The following is a 17,343-nucleotide window of genomic DNA, read 5'->3' on the forward strand; positions in this document are numbered from 1 at the left end:
ATGAACGAAGTACAGGAAAAATGGGACGAAATACTGGAATATCTAAAAATAGAACATTGTGTAACCGATGTTTCTTTTAAAACATGGCTGCTTCCATTAAAAGTGTATTCCGTTAAAGGCAATTTAATCACAATCTCAATCAATGATAAAATGATTGGCCCTGACAGTAAAAATTTCATTAGCAGAAAATATGGTATTCCTTTAAAGGTTTCCATTACAGAAATTATGAACCGTAACTACGATATAGAGTTTATTCTGGAAAGCCAGATAGAAGTAAAGAAAGCCGCCGATGATGCGTCGAACTCCTCTGATAAAGGGAAGAATCAGAAGAACGGGCTTTCCTTTTTAAATCCTCGCTATACCTTTGATACCTTTGTAGTCGGAGCCAATAATAATCTTGCACATGCAGCGTCTTTGGCTGTAGCGGAATCACCTGCGGAAATTTATAATCCTCTTTTTATATATGGAGGAGTTGGTCTTGGAAAAACTCACTTAATGCATTCCATAGCACATTATATATTGGAACAGAATCCGAACAGCAAAGTTATGTACGTGACAAGTGAAAAATTTACAAACGAATTAATCGAATCTATCCGTAATGTGAATACAACACCTACGGAATTCCGTGAAAAATATAGAAATATTGATGTACTATTAATAGATGATATTCAGTTTATTATAGGTAAAGAGAGTACCCAGGAAGAATTCTTCCACACCTTTAATACTCTTCATGAATCGAAAAAACAGATTATAATCTCCAGTGATAAGCCTCCAAAGGATATTCTTACTCTGGAAGAAAGACTTAGGTCCCGATTCGAATGGGGGCTGACAGTTGATATTCAATCACCAGACTATGAAACGAGAATGGCTATATTAAAGAAGAAAGAAGAGTTGGACGGGCTTCAGATAGATAATGAAGTTATGAAATACATTGCAACTAACGTCAAATCCAATATTCGAGAATTGGAAGGTGCTCTTACTAAGATCGTCGCATTATCCCGCCTTAAGAAACAGGAAGTTAATGTAACTTTAGCTGAAGAAGCATTAAAAGATCTTATATCGCCTGATAATAAGAAACAGCTTACACCCGGATTAATTATAGAAGTTATTGCAGAACACTTTAATATCACAACGAATGATATCTACTCTGTTAATAAGAGCAGAAACATAGCTTATCCAAGACAAATTGCCATGTTTTTATGCAGAAAGCTTACTGATTACTCACTTTCTGATATTGGTAAGATAATGGGTAACAGAGATCATACTACTATTCTACACGGGATCGATAAGGTAGAGAAGAACATAAAAAAGGATCCAAGCATGCAAAATACTATTGATGTACTCACTAAAAAGATTAACCCTTAACCAAGGTTTTATTTTTCCACAATGGGCTGTTAACAGAATGTCATTATCCTGTTAGCAGCCTTGGGATAACTTTAAAACTAATTATTAGGTTAATTTTTTATCCTAATTTCCCTTTTGATTCATTCACAAGGTTATCCTTTTAACTAATCCTTTTATTTTCTGCTGTTTTAGGGCTTATACACAAACTAACACCCCCTATTACTACTGCTACAAAATTCTATTATATATATTTATAAAAAAATGCCTGAAGGGAGTTATACACATTTATGAAGATTATCTGCCCAAAAGGAGAACTGTTAAATCGTGTCAATATTGTTTTGAAAGCAGTTCCCGCTAAATCAACGATGCCGATATTAGAAAGTATTATCATAGACGTTAAGCAGGATATTATTAAGTTAATAGCCAATGATATGGAGTTAGGAATCGAAACCATTGCAAAAGGTGAAGTTATTGAAACAGGTTCCGTAGCCTTAAACTCTAAGATTTTTTCTGAGATTATTAGAAAACTTCCTGATAATGATGTTACAATACAAACGAATGATAATTACTCAACTTTAATTACCTGTGAAAAAGCAAAGTTTACAATTTCAGGATCCTCCAGTGAAGAGTTCCCATTTCTGCCTATTGTAGAAAAAACAGGCGGCATTGTATTGTCCCAATTCACCTTAAAGGAAATTATAAGACAGACAGTATTTTCCATAGCTGACAATGAAAGCAATAAGATTATGACAGGTGAACTTTTTGAGATTAAAGAAGATGAATTAAAGGTTGTATCCTTAGATGGTCATCGTGTTTCAATTAGAAAAATTAAGTTACATGATTCATATCCTAACATGAAAGTAATTGTACCAGGAAAAACTTTAAACGAATTGAGTAAAATATTATCCGGTGAATTTGCCGATGAAGTGGAATTATATTTTACTGATAAACATGTAATTTTTGAATTTGATGATACAATAGTATTGTCAAGACTTATAGAAGGTACTTTTTTTAAGATTGATCAAATGCTTTCCAACGATTATGAAACCAGAATTGCAGTTAACAAAAAAGAGTTGTTAAGCTGTATTGATAGAGCAACCTTATTAGTTAAAGAATCTGATAAAAAACCAATTATTATCAATAATACCGATGGAGTTATGCAGCTTAAGATGAATTCTTCCATCGGTTCTATGGATGAAGAAATCGATATCACAAAAGAGGGAAAAGATATTTTAATTGGCTTTAATCCAAAATTTTTAATTGATGCTCTGAAAGTTATAGATGATGATGAAGTTAATTTATATCTTAATAATTCTAAGATGCCGTGTGTAATAAGAGACAAAGAGGAAAGTTATATTTACCTGATACTGCCGGTTAACTTTAATTCTGCAGTTCAATAATTTTGTTTATCGAGAAAAGAGGCCGTCATGGAAGTTATCAAATTAAGAGAAGAATATATTAAACTGGGACAAGCACTTAAAGCAGCAGGTCTGGTAGATTCCGGAGTTGAGGCAAAACTTGTAATTCAGGATGGACTAGTAAAAGTAAATGGCCAGACAGAAACCCAAAGAGGAAAAAAACTCTATGCTGGCGATGAGGCTGAATATAAGGATCAATTGATAAAAATTGAAAAATAATTAAAGTTGTGGTGTAGGTATGTTTATAAAGACGTTGGAATTAAAGGATTACAGAAATTATGAGGTATTATCCATGGATTTTTCCAAAGGAGTCAATATCTTGTTTGGAGATAATGCCCAGGGAAAAACTAATATTTTGGAGTCTTTATATTTATGCGGAACCACAAAGTCTCACCGGAACAGCAAGGACAAAGAAATAATTCGCTTCGGCAGAGAAGAGTCCCACATAAGAGTTGTGCTGGAAAACAAGGATATTCCTCATAAAATTGATATTCATCTGAAAAAGAATAAAGCAAAAGGTGCTGCCATTGATGGCATTCCCATAAAAAAATCCAGTGAACTTCTTGGAATAGTAAATTATATCTTCTTTTCTCCGGAGGATCTGAGTATTATTAAAAACGGACCCTCCGAAAGGAGACGTTTTCTTGACATGGAATTATGCCAGCTGGATAAAGTATACTTTTATCATTTGGCTAATTACCATAAAATTATTAACCAAAGGAATAATTTGCTAAAACAGATAAGTTTTAACAGAAAATTATTGGATACAATTAGTGTATGGGATGAACAATTGGTATTTCATGGAATTAAAGTTATGGAAGGGCGAAATCATTTTATTGAAATGCTAAATCCTATTGTATCGGGAATACATAACACGTTGTCAGGTGGAAAAGAATCCCTGGGAATTAGATACGAGCCCAATACGGATAAGGATAATTTCATGGCAAAGATTAAAAGTTCTCTCGAGAAGGATATCGTACTAAAAAGTACCGGTACCGGTCCTCACAGGGATGATATCAGTTTCTTTAATGACAAAGTGGACATTCGGAAATTTGGCTCCCAGGGACAGCAAAGAACAGCAGCACTTTCACTAAAACTTGCGGAAATAGAAGTTGTAAGGACCATTACAAAGGACAGCCCGGTTCTGCTGCTTGACGATGTATTATCCGAGCTTGACAGAAAGAGGCAAAATTATTTACTCAACAGTATACATGATATACAAACAATATTAACCTGTACCGGATTAGAAGAACTAGTTCAAAACCGGATTCAATGTGACAGGATATTTAAAGTTACAGAAGGAACCGTTGATAGTATAAATTTCGATGAGATGGATTTCATCCAGAAAAAGACAGGAGGCAATGTATGAGTGCGGAATATGGTGCAGATCAAATACAAATACTGGAAGGATTAGAAGCAGTAAGGAAAAGGCCGGGTATGTATATTGGCAGTACTTCTTCAAAAGGACTGCATCATTTGGTCTATGAAATTGTAGATAATGCCGTAGACGAAGCATTAGCCGGAGTTTGTGACAGTATTGAGGTAACCATCAACAAAGATAATTCCATAACAGTCGTAGATAACGGAAGAGGAATTCCTGTTGGTATTAATCACAAAAAAGGTATTCCTGCTGTTGAAGTAGTTTTTACAATTCTCCATGCCGGCGGTAAGTTCGGAGGTGGGGGATACAAGGTATCAGGCGGTCTTCATGGCGTTGGTGCCTCAGTAGTTAATGCTCTTTCTGAATGGCTTGAAGTAATGATTTATCAGGATGGAAAGATTCATAAGCAAAGATTTGAACGAGGCAAAGTAGTCTATCCCCTTAAAGTAATTGGTGATACTGACAGAACAGGTACAACAGTTACTTTTTTGCCGGATAAGGAAATCTTTGAAGAAACTGTTTATGATTATGAGATATTAAAACAGCGCCTAAGAGAAATGGCATTTCTTACTAAGAATTTAAAAATTATTCTGATCGATGATAGAGATGAGACAAAAAAAGAAGAAGAATTCCATTATGCCGGCGGTATCAAGGAATATGTTGAATATCTGAATAAACACAAGGATGCACTGTATACGGATATCATTTACTGTGAAGGAACCAGAGATGATGTCTATGTTGAAGTTGCCATGCAGCATAACGGCACCTATTCGGAGGGCTGTTACAGCTTTGTAAATAATATAACAACACCGGAGGGCGGAACCCATCTCACCGGTTTTAAAAATGCGCTCACAAAAACCTTTAATGATTATGCCAGAAATAATAAGTTCTTAAAGGATAATGAGTCAAGCCTTTCGGGAGAAGATATCAGAGAAGGTCTTACGGCTATCATCAGCATTAAAATACCTGAGCCTCAATTTGAAGGACAGACCAAGCAAAAACTTGGTAACAGCGAGGCAAGAGGAGCTGTAGATGGTATTGTGAGTGAACAACTGACATACTTTTTAGAGCAGAATCCATCTATTGCAAAAATGATATTAGAGAAATCTATTTTGGCTCAAAGAGCAAGAGATGCCGCAAGAAAAGCGAGAGATCTTACCAGAAGAAAAACAGCATTGGAAGGCATGAGTCTTCCCGGCAAGTTAGCAGACTGCTCCGATAAAGATCCTAAAAACTGTGAAATCTATATAGTTGAGGGTGACTCCGCGGGCGGATCAGCGAAAACTGCAAGATCAAGGGCAACCCAGGCGATTTTGCCTCTTCGTGGAAAAATATTAAACGTAGAAAAATCAAGGCTTGATAAGATATTGGTAAACAACGAAATTAAGGCCATGATTACGGCTTTCGGAACGGGAATATCAGATGATTTTGATATTTCCAAATTGAGATATCATAAAATTATAATTATGACAGATGCGGATGTGGATGGTTCCCATATCAGTACCTTATTGCTAACCTTTTTCTACCGGTTCATGCCTGATCTGATCAGGGAGGGCCATGTATATCTGGCGCAGCCGCCTCTTTACAAAGTGGAAAAAAACAAGACAGTAAAGTATGTATATAGCGATGAAGAACTGGATCGTGTACTTACCGACTTAGGAAGAGACGGTAATAACAAGATACAAAGATATAAAGGTCTGGGAGAGATGGATGCCGAGCAGCTTTGGGATACAACCATGGACCCTGAAAAGAGAATTTTACTAAAAGTTATCATTGATGATGAAGAATCCTCAGAAATTGATATGACCTTTACAACACTGATGGGTGATAAAGTTGAGCCCAGAAGAGAATTTATTGAGAAGAATGCAAAATATGTAAGAAATCTTGATATCTAAAGCTTATTTTGCAATACAAAGAATAGATGGAGGAAATATAAATGGATGAGAATATCTTTGATAAAGTCCATGAGGTCGATTTAAAAAAGACCATGGAAACATCATATATCGATTACGCCATGTCTGTTATTGCAGCCCGTGCATTGCCGGATGTCAGGGATGGTTTAAAACCGGTTCAAAGAAGAATATTATATGCCATGATAGAGCTGAATAACGGTCCGGACAAGCCACACCGTAAATGTGCCCGTATAGTTGGTGATACCATGGGTAAATACCATCCTCATGGAGATAGTTCTATCTATGAGGCTATGGTTAAATTAGCACAGGATTTCTCAACCAGATATCCTTTGGTTGACGGACATGGAAATTTTGGTTCAGTGGATGGTGACGGTGCTGCAGCCATGCGTTATACAGAAGCAAGGTTAAGCAAGATGTCGATGGAAATGCTTTCAGACATTAACAAAGACACGGTTGATTTTATACCGAACTTTGATGAGACAGAGAAGGAGCCTACGGTACTTCCAGCCAGATTTCCAAATCTTTTGGTAAACGGTACTTCCGGAATAGCTGTCGGAATGGCAACGAACATACCTCCTCACAATTTAAAAGAGATTATTAATGCAGTACTTAAAATGATTGATAATGATATTGAGGAAGACAGGGATACCTCTATAGAGGAGATTCTTGAAATCGTAAAAGGACCTGATTTTCCGACTGGTGCAACAATTCTCGGTGTAAGAGGAATTGATGAAGCTTATCGTACCGGCAGAGGAAAAATAAAAGTACGTGCAGTAACCGAAATAGAAGCCATGACAAACGGAAAGAATCGTATCGTTGTAACAGAACTTCCCTACATGGTGAATAAAGCAAGACTCATAGAAAAAATAGCAGAATTAGTAAAAGATAAAAAAATAGATGGTATTACCGAACTTCGAGACGAATCTGATAGAACAGGTATGCGTATTTGTATCGAGTTAAGAAGAGATGTAAATGCCAATGTACTGCTTAATCAATTATATAAACATACTCAGATGCAGGATACCTTTGGTGTTATAATGATAGCACTGGTAAACAATGAGCCCAGGGTACTTAATCTTCATGAAATGCTGAAATACTATTTAATGCATCAGGAAGAAGTTGTAACCAGAAGAACAAAATACGACTTAAATAAAGCCGAAGAAAGAGCTCATATTTTACAGGGATTATTAATTGCCCTTGATCACATTGATGAAGTTATCCGTATAATCAGATCCTCTCAGAATACTGCCATTGCCAAAGAAAGATTAATGGAGAGCTTTCAGTTAACCGAGGTACAGTCTCAGGCAATCGTTGATATGAGACTTCGTGCGCTGACAGGTCTGGAAAGAGAAAGGTTAGAAACAGAATACAAAGAATTAATGGAAAAAATTGCGGAATACAAAGCAATTCTTGCTGATAAAAAGAAACTTCTTGCCGTTATCAAAGAAGAAATTACTGTAATCAGAGATAAATACGGAGATGACAGAAGAACTTCCATTGGCTTTGATGAAGATGATCTTACTACAGAAGATCTGATACCAAATGAGAATATAGTTCTTGCCATGACACGTCTGGGTTACATTAAGAGAATGACAGTGGATAATTTCAAGAGCCAGCACAGAGGTGGAAAAGGTATCAAGGGAATGCAAACAATTGACGAGGATTTCATCGAAGAACTGCTGATGACTACCACCCATCACTATATACTCTTTTTTACCAACAAGGGAAGAGTGTACCGTCTAAAGGCTTATGAAATACCGGAATCAGGAAGAACTGCAAGAGGTACAGCTATAATTAACCTTCTTTCTCTGTTACCGGAGGAAAGAATAACAGCTATAATACCTTTAAGGAATTATACAAAAGGTAAATATCTGTTTATGGCTACCAAAAAGGGAATTGTTAAGAAAACTCCTATCATGGAGTATGAAAATATTCGAAAGACAGGACTTCAGGCTATAAATCTCAGGGAAGATGATGAGCTGATAGAAGTTAAAACAACCAACAACCAGAAAGATATCATACTTGTAACCAAACAGGGGCAGTGTATACGCTTTAATGAAAAAGATGTTCGTAAGACTGGCCGTGCTTCTATGGGTGTAATTGGTATGAACCTGGAAGATAATGATGAAATTATCGGTATGCAATTAAATACCCAGGGAGAGTACCTGCTTATCGTATCAGAAAAAGGTATGGGTAAGCGCAGTGATATGAATGAATTCAGTGTACAAAGAAGAGGCGGTAAAGGCGTTAAGTGCTATAAGATAACAGAAAAGACCGGTTATGTAGTTGGCGTAAAAGCTGTCAACGAAGAAAATGAAATTATGATTATAACCACAGAGGGAATTGTCATAAGACTTATGGTAGACGGTATATCTAATCTTGGCAGAATTACTTCAGGTGTACGCTTAATCAATATGGATCTGGAAAGTGATATCACTGTAGCCAGCATTGCAAAAGTAAAGGATAGAAGCTCTGAAGAAGAAGTAATCAAAGAATTGGAAAAGGAGCTGGAAGAAGAAATCAGCGAATCCATTGACAAAGATGATATTGATGAAGAGTTATCAGATGATGTATCCGACGATGATTTTGAAATACCGGCAGATGAAGATGAAACAGATTCAGATAATGATGAAAAAGATGAGTAATTAAAAAATAAGCCTGAGTAAAGAGACTTAGCTAAAATGTCTCTCTACTTGGGCTTTAATCAAAATAATATATTAATTTCAAAAGATTATTTTACCTGTATCGAAGTGAACTGGTAGAAGAATTATATAAATATAAAAGTTTTTTATTTATCAGTGAGTAATAGCAAAGAAAAATCAACATTAGCAAAATAAGTAAGTAAAAAGTTATTTACAAGATTTTGAATATACGCATGATTTAGAGCATATAAAGAGCTCTATAAAGTACACAGATGGGAGCAAAAAATGAGAAAAATACATACTGACGTAATAATCAGTAATATCAAAGAGATGTGTATTGAAGCAAATTATCATTTGTCCGATGATATTGAGAAAGCTATTAACAGAGGAACCAAAGAAGAAAAAAGTATTTTAGGTAAAAGAATTCTTGGACAATTAGAAGAAAATATGCTAATCGCCAAAGAGGAAGAAATACCAATCTGTCAGGATACCGGTATGGCAATAATATTTATAAAGGTTGGTCAGCAGGTTGCAATAGAAGGGATATCATTGGAAGATGCCATCAATGAAGGTATCAGACAAGGGTACAAAGAAGGTTATTTGAGAAAATCTGTTGTTTTGGATCCTCTAATCAGAGAAAATACAAAGGATAATACACCCGGTATTATACATTACGAAATTGTGCCAGGTGAAAATATTGAGATAACCGTTGCTCCAAAAGGCTTTGGAAGTGAAAATATGAGCCGTATCTATATGCTTAAACCGGCAGATGGTATAGAAGGAGTTAAAAAGGCTGTTCTTGAAACTGTACGTTTAGCTGGACCCAATGCCTGTCCTCCTATAGTTGTAGGAGTAGGGATAGGAGGTAGCTTTGAAAAAGCTGCCATTTTGTCAAAGAAAGCACTTACCAGAAATATAGAGACATCTTCCAGTTATGAACATATTAAAATAATAGAGGATGAGCTATTAGAAGAAATTAATAAACTTGGTATCGGGCCTGGAGGTTTTGGTGGAAAAATAACTGCTTTAGGAGTAAATATTGAAGTGTATCCCACCCATATAGCAGCGCTACCGGTTGCCATTAATATTTGCTGCCATGTAAACAGACATTTGTCCAGAATAATATAAATAAAAAAACTTTTTATCCACAAACAAAACTAAAACTGCACTGCTTTTGTGGACAAATACATTAAAAACAAATAATAATGTGCACTAAGACAAATAAAAAATCAAATATAATACGGACGAAATAAAAAAGTATTGGAGAAACAACATGGAAAAGTATATTAATGCTCCACTAAAAGAAGAGGAAATAATAAATCTAAACGCAGGAGATTATGTATATATTACAGGTACAATATATACGGCAAGAGATGCTGCGCATAAAAGAATGTTTGAAGCAGTACTTAGGGGGGAAGAATTGCCTTTCTCTGTAAAGGACAATATAATATATTATTTAGGTCCGACCCCGGAAAAAGATGGACAGGTAATTGGTTCTGCGGGACCAACAACCAGCAGCCGCATGGATAAGTATACACCTTTACTGTTGGATAAAGGGTTAAAAGGTATGATTGGTAAGGGGAAGAGGAACAGTGAAGTAATTGATTCTATAATTAAAAACAAAGGAGTTTACTTTGCTGCAGTAGGAGGAGCAGGAGCCCTACTGTCAAAAAAAATCAAAAATTCTAAAGTTATTGCTTATGCTGATCTGGGCACGGAAGCAATCAGGGAATTATATGTTGAAAATTTTCCGGCTATTGTTGTAATAGACAGTTTCGGAAAAAATCTTTATGAGATTGCAGTTAATGAATATCTAAAAACACAAGATAACGAGAATCAAGAATCAGCTGATAAATTTTAATATAAAAACAGAACAAATAAAAAAATATCAGAGATAATGGTAAAAAAGTGAATATTACTACCTAAAATTATACAGACTAAGGATGATAAACCCTTATAATTCAGGTATAAAATTAAAATATACAAAATTGTTTGAAAATTGTTTAAAAAACGATTGACAAAAGACAACCCTTTTGATATACTAACTAATGCACCTGACGAGATGAAACACAACAAATTTGTGAGATATTCTAATAGGTGTAACTGAATAAAATAACATTGTTTCAGTATCTGGAGAAATACTCAAGAGGCTGAAGAGGCGCCCCTGCTAAGGGTGTAGGTCGCTCACGCGGCGCGAGGGTTCAAATCCCTCTTTCTCCGCTTTATTTTAACAAATTGATTTGAAAAAAAATCAAATAAATTTAAAATAAATGTTGACAAGCAAGAAACAATGTGTTAGAATACCTTTTGCTGACGCGTTAACAGATAAAGGAATTAACGCAAAGCAATACAGAACATTGATAACTGAACAGTGAAACAACCCTGAAATTTTCTTTAAAATTTCATTGAGAGATAGAAGAGAATATTGTTTCTTATTTATAAGAAATGACAGTATCGAAAATCAATCAAAAAGAACCGTATCAGAAATGATACAACCTAAAAACAGTAAACGTTTGTGGGTAACACCATAGACGACGGAAATTAACTTGTCAAATCTTAGATTTGAATAGCCAATGTTAATTCTGAAAATGATTAAACTTTAATTTGAGAGTTTGATCCTGGCTCAGGATGAACGCTGGCGGCGTGCTTAACACATGCAAGTCGAACGGAACTTGTAAGTGGAAGTCTTCGGATGGAAGCTTGCTTGTTTAGTGGCGGACGGGTGAGTAACGCGTGGGTAACCTGCCTTACACAGGGGGATAACAGCCGGAAACGGCTGCTAATACCGCATAAGCGCACAGCTTCGCATGGAGTGGTGTGAAAAGATTTTATCGGTGTAAGATGGACCCGCGTCTGATTAGCTAGTTGGTGGGGTAACGGCCTACCAAGGCAACGATCAGTAGCCGGCTTGAGAGAGTGAACGGCCACATTGGGACTGAGACACGGCCCAAACTCCTACGGGAGGCAGCAGTGGGGAATATTGCACAATGGGGGAAACCCTGATGCAGCGACGCCGCGTGAGTGAAGAAGTATTTCGGTATGTAAAGCTCTATCAGCAGGGACGAATAAATGACGGTACCTGACTAAGAAGCCCCGGCTAACTACGTGCCAGCAGCCGCGGTAATACGTAGGGGGCAAGCGTTATCCGGATTTACTGGGTGTAAAGGGAGCGTAGACGGTGATGTAAGTCAGATGTGAAAGCCCGGGGCTCAACCCCGGGACTGCATTTGAAACTATGTTGCTAGAGTGCAGGAGAGGTAAGTGGAATTCCTAGTGTAGCGGTGAAATGCGTAGATATTAGGAGGAACACCAGTGGCGAAGGCGGCTTACTGGACTGTAACTGACGTTGAGGCTCGAAAGCGTGGGGAGCAAACAGGATTAGATACCCTGGTAGTCCACGCCGTAAACGATGAATACTAGGTGTTGGGGGTCAAAAGACCTTCGGTGCCGTCGCAAACGCATTAAGTATTCCACCTGGGGAGTACGTTCGCAAGAATGAAACTCAAAGGAATTGACGGGGACCCGCACAAGCGGTGGAGCATGTGGTTTAATTCGAAGCAACGCGAAGAACCTTACCAGGTCTTGACATCCCCCTGACCGGTCCGTAACGGGACCTTTCCTTCGGGACAGGGGAGACAGGTGGTGCATGGTTGTCGTCAGCTCGTGTCGTGAGATGTTGGGTTAAGTCCCGCAACGAGCGCAACCCTTATTCTTAGTAGCCAGCGGTTCGGCCGGGCACTCTAGGGAGACTGCCAGGGATAACCTGGAGGAAGGCGGGGATGACGTCAAATCATCATGCCCCTTATGATCTGGGCTACACACGTGCTACAATGGTGACTACAAAGGGAAGCGAAGCTGTGAAGTGGAGCAAATCCCAAAAAGGTCATCTCAGTTCGGATTGTAGTCTGCAACTCGACTACATGAAGCTGGAATCGCTAGTAATCGCGAATCAGAATGTCGCGGTGAATACGTTCCCGGGTCTTGTACACACCGCCCGTCACACCATGGGAGTTGGAAATGCCCGAAGTCTGTGACCCAACCGTAAGGAGGGAGCAGCCGAAGGCAGGTTCAATAACTGGGGTGAAGTCGTAACAAGGTAGCCGTATCGGAAGGTGCGGCTGGATCACCTCCTTTCTAAGGAAGTAAGTAAGGGTTGTTTTACTGTTGAGTTATCAAAGCGGTTTCTGATGAAACTGCAAGTCTGAAATCAGCGAACAGAAATATAAGCTGAAGAGGACAGAAAAATTCCAAAAAGAAACAGGTTGACAGACAGAAGAGATTTTGTTAAGATAAAAGACCTGACTGGAAAGATAGCAAAAGATTTCCGGTGGCGATGCGCTTATGGGACACACCCGTTCCCATCCCGAACACGATGGTTAAGACATAAGCGGCCGATGGTACTATACTGGAAACGGTATGGGAGAGCAGGTGGCTGCCGGATTATAAAACAAAAGATATTGAGCAATTATATAAGGTACTAATCATAAAGTAAGATTGAAAATAACAGTGAGAACTGTTCCAATAGATTTTACTGGTGTGTGAAACATTTAAATTGAATTATCAATTTACTTGTTTAACCAGTGATTAGATATAAGTTAAATAACTTATATGTAATGACTGGTTAAATAGTATGGTCTTAGACCATGCAATCAGTCTCGTACATTGACAACTACACATTAAATAAATTTTCTAATTTAATTAGAAAACGTTAATCTGAAATATATAGTAATATATAGTAAGATTAATACGACATCCAAATAAGCAATTTTAAACAGACCAAAACCTGCTACGCTAGGCAGGCGAGATTATATCCTAACGGATAGATCATAGGTCAAGCTAATAAGAGCGCAGGGTGGATGCCTTGGCACTAAGAGCCGATGAAAGACGTGATAAGCTGCGATAAGCTGCGGTGAGGAGCAAATATCCTTTGACCCGCAGATTTCTGAATGGGGAAACCTGACGGAGAAGACCTCCGTTACTATTAAGTGAATACATAGCTTAATAGAGGGAACCCGGGGAACTGAAACATCTAAGTACCCGGAGGAAGAGAAAGAAAACTCGATTTCCAAAGTAGTGGCGAGCGAAATGGAAAGAGCCTAAACCAGGGGATTTATCCTCTGGGGTAATGGACCGCAATAAGTGAGATGAAAGGTAGCAGAATGGTTTTGGGAAAGCCAGCCAAAGAGAGTGAAAGCCTCGTATGCGAAACCGGAAGTCAGCGAGCGGGATCCGAAGTACCACGAGACACGAGAAACCTTGTGGGAAGTCGGGGGGACCACCCCCCAAGGCTAAATACTACTTAGTGACCGATAGTGCATAGTACTGTGAAGGAAAGGTGAAAAGAACCCCGGGAGGGGAGTGAAAGAGAACCTGAAACCCTGTGTTTACAAGCTGTGGAACCACCATACGAGTGGAACCGCGTACTTTTTGTAGAACGGTCCGGCGAGTTACATTCATTGGCGAGGTTAAGAACTAAAGGTTCGGAGCCGAAGGGAAACCAAGTCTGAATAGGGCGTGTAATCTTTGATTACGTAGTCAATGTATGTAGACCCGAAACCGGGTGATCTACCCATGTCCAGGTTGAAGCTGCCGTAAAAGGCGGTGGAGGACCGAACACACATCCGTTGAAAAGGGTGGTGATGAGGTGTGGGTAGGGGAGAAATTCCAATCGAACCCGGAGATAGCTGGTTCTCCTCGAAATAGCTTTAGGGCTAGCCTTAATTTAGTCTGATGGAGGTAGAGCACTGAATATCCTAGGGGGCGTCAAAGCTTACCGAAGATTATCAAACTCCGAATGCCATACAGATGATGATTAGGAGTCAGACTACACGAGATAAGTTGGGTAGTCAAAAGGGAAAAAGCCCAGACCACCAGCTAAGGTCCCAAAGTGCGTGTTAAGTGGAAAAGGATGTGGGATTTCGAAAACAACTAGGATGTTGGCTTAGAAGCAGCCACACATTAAAAGAGTGCGTAATAGCTCACTAGTCGAGAGGTCCTGCGCCGAAAATGTCCGGGGCTAAAACACGACACCGAAGCTGTGGATTGCAGTTGAACTGCAGTGGTAGAGGAGCATTCTTAAGACTGATGAAGCGGTACCGTAAGGAGCCGTGGAGGGATAAGAAGAGAGAATGCCGGAATGAGTAGCGAGATGAAAGTGAGAATCTTTCAGGCCGAATATCCAAGGTTTCCAGAGTAAAGCTGATCTGCTCTGGGTAAGTCGGGACCTAAGGCGAGGTCGAAAGACGTAGTCGATGGACAACAGGTTGAAATTCCTGTACCTTATAAAAACAGAACTGTGGGGACGCAGAGACGAAGTCAGAGCCGGGAGAGGAAGACCCGGTACAAGCGAGGTACCAGTGGAGCAGGAAAATCCGTTCCATAATGGGAAGACGTGATGTGGACCGAAATTTAAAGTAGGGAAGCTGATGAAGGCACTGCCAAGAAAAGCCGCTATTGCTTTTTATAAGCCCGTACCGTAAACCGACACAGGTGGATGAGGAGAGAATCCTAAGGCCGACGGGAGAAGCATTGTTAAGGAACTCGGCAAAATAACCCCGTAACTTCGGGAGAAGGGGTGCCTGTAGAAATACAGGCCGCAGAGAATTGGCCCAAGCAACTGTTTAGCAAAAACACAGGTCTATGCAAAACCGTAAGGTGAAGTATATGGGCTGACGCCTGCCCGGTGCTGGAAGGTTAAGGGGAGATGTTAGGAGCAATCCGAAGCGTTGAACTTAAGCCCCAGTAAACGGCGGCCGTAACTATAACGGTCCTAAGGTAGCGAAATTCCTTGTCGGGTAAGTTCCGACCCGCACGAAAGGCGTAATGATTTGGGCACTGTCTCGACAATGCACCCGGTGAAATTGAAGTACCAGTGAAGATGCTGGTTACCTGCGCCAGGACGGAAAGACCCCATGGAGCTTTACTCTAGCTTGATACTGGGATTCGGTATTGCATGCACAGGATAGGTGGGAGGCTATGAAACGGTAACTCCGGTTGCCGTGGAGCCGATGTTGGGATACCACCCTTGCAGTATTGGGTTTCTAACATGCAGCCATGAACTGGCTGGTGGACAATGTCAGGTGGGGAGTTTGACTGGGGCGGTCGCCTCCGAAAGGGTATCGGAGGCGCTCAAAGGTCCTCTCAGGATGGACGGAAACCATCCGAAGAGTGCAAAGGCATAAGAGGGCTTGACTGCGACACCGACGGGTGGAGCAGGTACGAAAGTAGGACTTAGTGATCCGGTGGTATAAAGTGGGATTGCCATCGCTCAACGGATAAAAGCTACCCTGGGGATAACAGGCTTATCACTCCCAAGAGTTCACATCGACGGAGTGGTTTGGCACCTCGATGTCGGCTCATCGCATCCTGGGGCTGTATTAGGTCCCAAGGGTTGGGCTGTTCGCCCATTAAAGCGGTACGCGAGCTGGGTTCAGAACGTCGTGAGACAGTTCGGTCCCTATCCGGCGCGGGCGTAGGATATTTGAGAGGAGCTGACCTTAGTACGAGAGGACCGGGTTGGACTGACCTCTGGTGTATCGGTTGCACTGCCAAGTGCACGGCCGAGTAGCCAAGTCGGGAAGGGATAAACGCTGAAGGCATCTAAGCGTGAAGCCCCCCTCAAGATGAGATATCCCATAGCGTAAGCTAGTAAGACCCCTGGAAGACTACCAGGTGGATAGGTTAGAGGTGGAAGTGCAGTAATGCATGTAGCTGACTAATACTAATAGGTCGAGGGCTTGACCTAAAAATGGTTTAAATTTGGATGATTTAATGTGCTAGTGTTTGTCAAGTATTGGCCTAGTGGCTCAGTTGGTTAGAGCGCCGCCCTGTCACGGCGGAGGTCGAGGGTTCGAGTCCCTTCTGGGTCGTTGGTAATAAATATGGGATCTTAGCTCAGCTGGGAGAGCATCTGCCTTACAAGCAGAGGGTCATAGGTTCGAGCCCTATAGGTCCCATTTACCTAAAACGCCGACGTGGCTCAATTGGCAGAGCAGCTGACTTGTAATCAGCAGGTTATCGGTTCGAGTCCGATCGTCGGCTTAAGTGTGAAAACACTTTAAAAAAATATGGATGGATTCCCGAGTGGCCAAAGGGGGCAGACTGTAAATCTGTTAGCGACGCTTTCGAAGGTTCGAATCCTTCTCCATCCATTTGTTCCAAAAATAATTATAAAATAATGTCGCGGGGTGGAGCAGTCTGGAAGCTCGTCGGGCTCATAACCCGAAGGTCATAGGTTCAAATCCTGTCCCCGCAATCTGAAAACTGTTTGGTTTTCAATTAATTGAGTTAATGAAGTAGGCCTTGCCCAGATAGCTCAGTCGGTAGAGCAGAGGACTGAAAATCCTCGTGTCGCTGGTTCGATTCCGGCTCTGGGCATTTTTTATTGGAATTTTAATTCTGATAAATATGGGATATTAGCTCAGTCGGTAGAGCACTTGACTTTTAATCAAGGTGTCCCGGGTTCGAATCCCGGATGTCTCATAAAATAAAAGCATTTACATTACTTTTTAGTATGTAGGTGCTTTTTTTATATCATTTTTACACTAAGACTAGTTAAAAAAATGTAATTGACATAGATAAAAATAGTTTTTATTCACAATTTCTTTTATATGTTTAAAATTTGTTAACAAGATAAAGGAAATACA

At 39.8% G+C, this 17,343-nt stretch carries 8 protein-coding genes, 8 tRNA genes and 3 rRNA genes; all 19 read left to right on the top strand.

The window, feature by feature from the left end:
• The 19 genes from dnaA (at position 1) to bsdcttw_RS00095 (ending at position 17,179) form a co-directional block, all read left to right on the top strand.
• Positions 1-1,365 (top strand): chromosomal replication initiator protein DnaA, encoded by a 1,365-nt coding sequence (gene dnaA / locus bsdcttw_RS00005; protein ID WP_185257438.1) that lies wholly within the window; start codon positions 1-3, stop codon positions 1,363-1,365.
• Between the two features lie 266 nt (positions 1,366-1,631).
• Positions 1,632-2,744, top strand: a complete 1,113-nt coding sequence (gene dnaN, locus bsdcttw_RS00010) for a DNA polymerase III subunit beta (RefSeq protein ID WP_185257439.1) — start codon at positions 1,632-1,634, stop codon at positions 2,742-2,744.
• 27 nt (positions 2,745-2,771) lie between these two features.
• Positions 2,772-2,981, top strand: coding sequence for an RNA-binding S4 domain-containing protein (locus bsdcttw_RS00015; RefSeq protein ID WP_185257440.1), 210 nt, complete (start codon positions 2,772-2,774; stop codon positions 2,979-2,981).
• Positions 2,982-3,000: 19 nt separating this feature from the next.
• Positions 3,001-4,131 carry a DNA replication/repair protein RecF gene (gene recF / locus bsdcttw_RS00020; RefSeq protein WP_185257441.1) on the top strand — a complete coding sequence of 377 codons (1,131 nt, stop codon included), beginning with the start codon at positions 3,001-3,003 and terminating at the stop codon, positions 4,129-4,131.
• The gene (gene gyrB / locus bsdcttw_RS00025) at positions 4,128-6,038 is read left to right on the top strand and encodes a DNA topoisomerase (ATP-hydrolyzing) subunit B (RefSeq protein WP_185257442.1); all 1,911 of its coding nucleotides are present in this window, start codon (positions 4,128-4,130) and stop codon (positions 6,036-6,038) included. Before recF ends, gyrB begins: the two co-directional genes overlap by 4 nt.
• 41 nt (positions 6,039-6,079) lie before the next feature.
• The gene (gene gyrA, locus bsdcttw_RS00030; protein ID WP_185257443.1) at positions 6,080-8,701 is read left to right on the top strand and encodes a DNA gyrase subunit A; all 2,622 of its coding nucleotides are present in this window, start codon (positions 6,080-6,082) and stop codon (positions 8,699-8,701) included.
• A 282-nt stretch (positions 8,702-8,983) separates the two neighbouring features.
• Positions 8,984-9,826 carry a fumarate hydratase gene (locus tag bsdcttw_RS00035; RefSeq protein ID WP_185257444.1) on the top strand — a complete coding sequence of 281 codons (843 nt, stop codon included), beginning with the start codon at positions 8,984-8,986 and terminating at the stop codon, positions 9,824-9,826.
• A gap of 145 nt (positions 9,827-9,971) precedes the next feature.
• A complete protein-coding gene (locus bsdcttw_RS00040; protein ID WP_185257445.1) occupies positions 9,972-10,559 on the top strand; it encodes a Fe-S-containing hydro-lyase in 588 nt (195 codons plus the stop codon).
• Positions 10,560-10,830: 271 nt separating this feature from the next.
• Positions 10,831-10,918: transfer RNA gene (locus bsdcttw_RS00045), tRNA-Ser, on the top strand.
• Positions 10,919-11,298: 380 nt separating this feature from the next.
• Positions 11,299-12,832: ribosomal RNA gene (locus bsdcttw_RS00050) — 16S ribosomal RNA — on the top strand.
• A 189-nt stretch (positions 12,833-13,021) separates the two neighbouring features.
• Positions 13,022-13,139: ribosomal RNA gene (gene rrf / locus bsdcttw_RS00055) — 5S ribosomal RNA — on the top strand.
• Positions 13,140-13,527: 388 nt separating this feature from the next.
• Positions 13,528-16,442: ribosomal RNA gene (locus bsdcttw_RS00060) — 23S ribosomal RNA — on the top strand.
• Together the 16S, 23S and 5S rRNA genes with 8 tRNA genes alongside form the textbook arrangement of a ribosomal RNA operon.
• Positions 16,443-16,492: 50 nt before the next feature.
• Positions 16,493-16,566: transfer RNA gene (locus bsdcttw_RS00065), tRNA-Asp, on the top strand.
• 14 nt (positions 16,567-16,580) lie between these two features.
• Positions 16,581-16,653: transfer RNA gene (locus bsdcttw_RS00070), tRNA-Val, on the top strand.
• Positions 16,654-16,665: 12 nt separating this feature from the next.
• Positions 16,666-16,738 (top strand) — tRNA-Thr (locus bsdcttw_RS00075).
• A gap of 28 nt (positions 16,739-16,766) precedes the next feature.
• A tRNA-Tyr gene (locus bsdcttw_RS00080) sits at positions 16,767-16,848 on the top strand.
• A 30-nt stretch (positions 16,849-16,878) separates the two neighbouring features.
• Positions 16,879-16,952, top strand: a tRNA-Met gene (locus bsdcttw_RS00085).
• 49 nt (positions 16,953-17,001) lie between these two features.
• Positions 17,002-17,074 (top strand) — tRNA-Phe (locus bsdcttw_RS00090).
• 32 nt (positions 17,075-17,106) lie between these two features.
• Positions 17,107-17,179: transfer RNA gene (locus bsdcttw_RS00095), tRNA-Lys, on the top strand.
• Positions 17,180-17,343: the final 164 nt, after the last annotated feature.

Source organism: Anaerocolumna chitinilytica (genome assembly GCF_014218355.1).
GTDB lineage: Bacteria > Bacillota > Clostridia > Lachnospirales > Lachnospiraceae > Anaerocolumna > Anaerocolumna chitinilytica.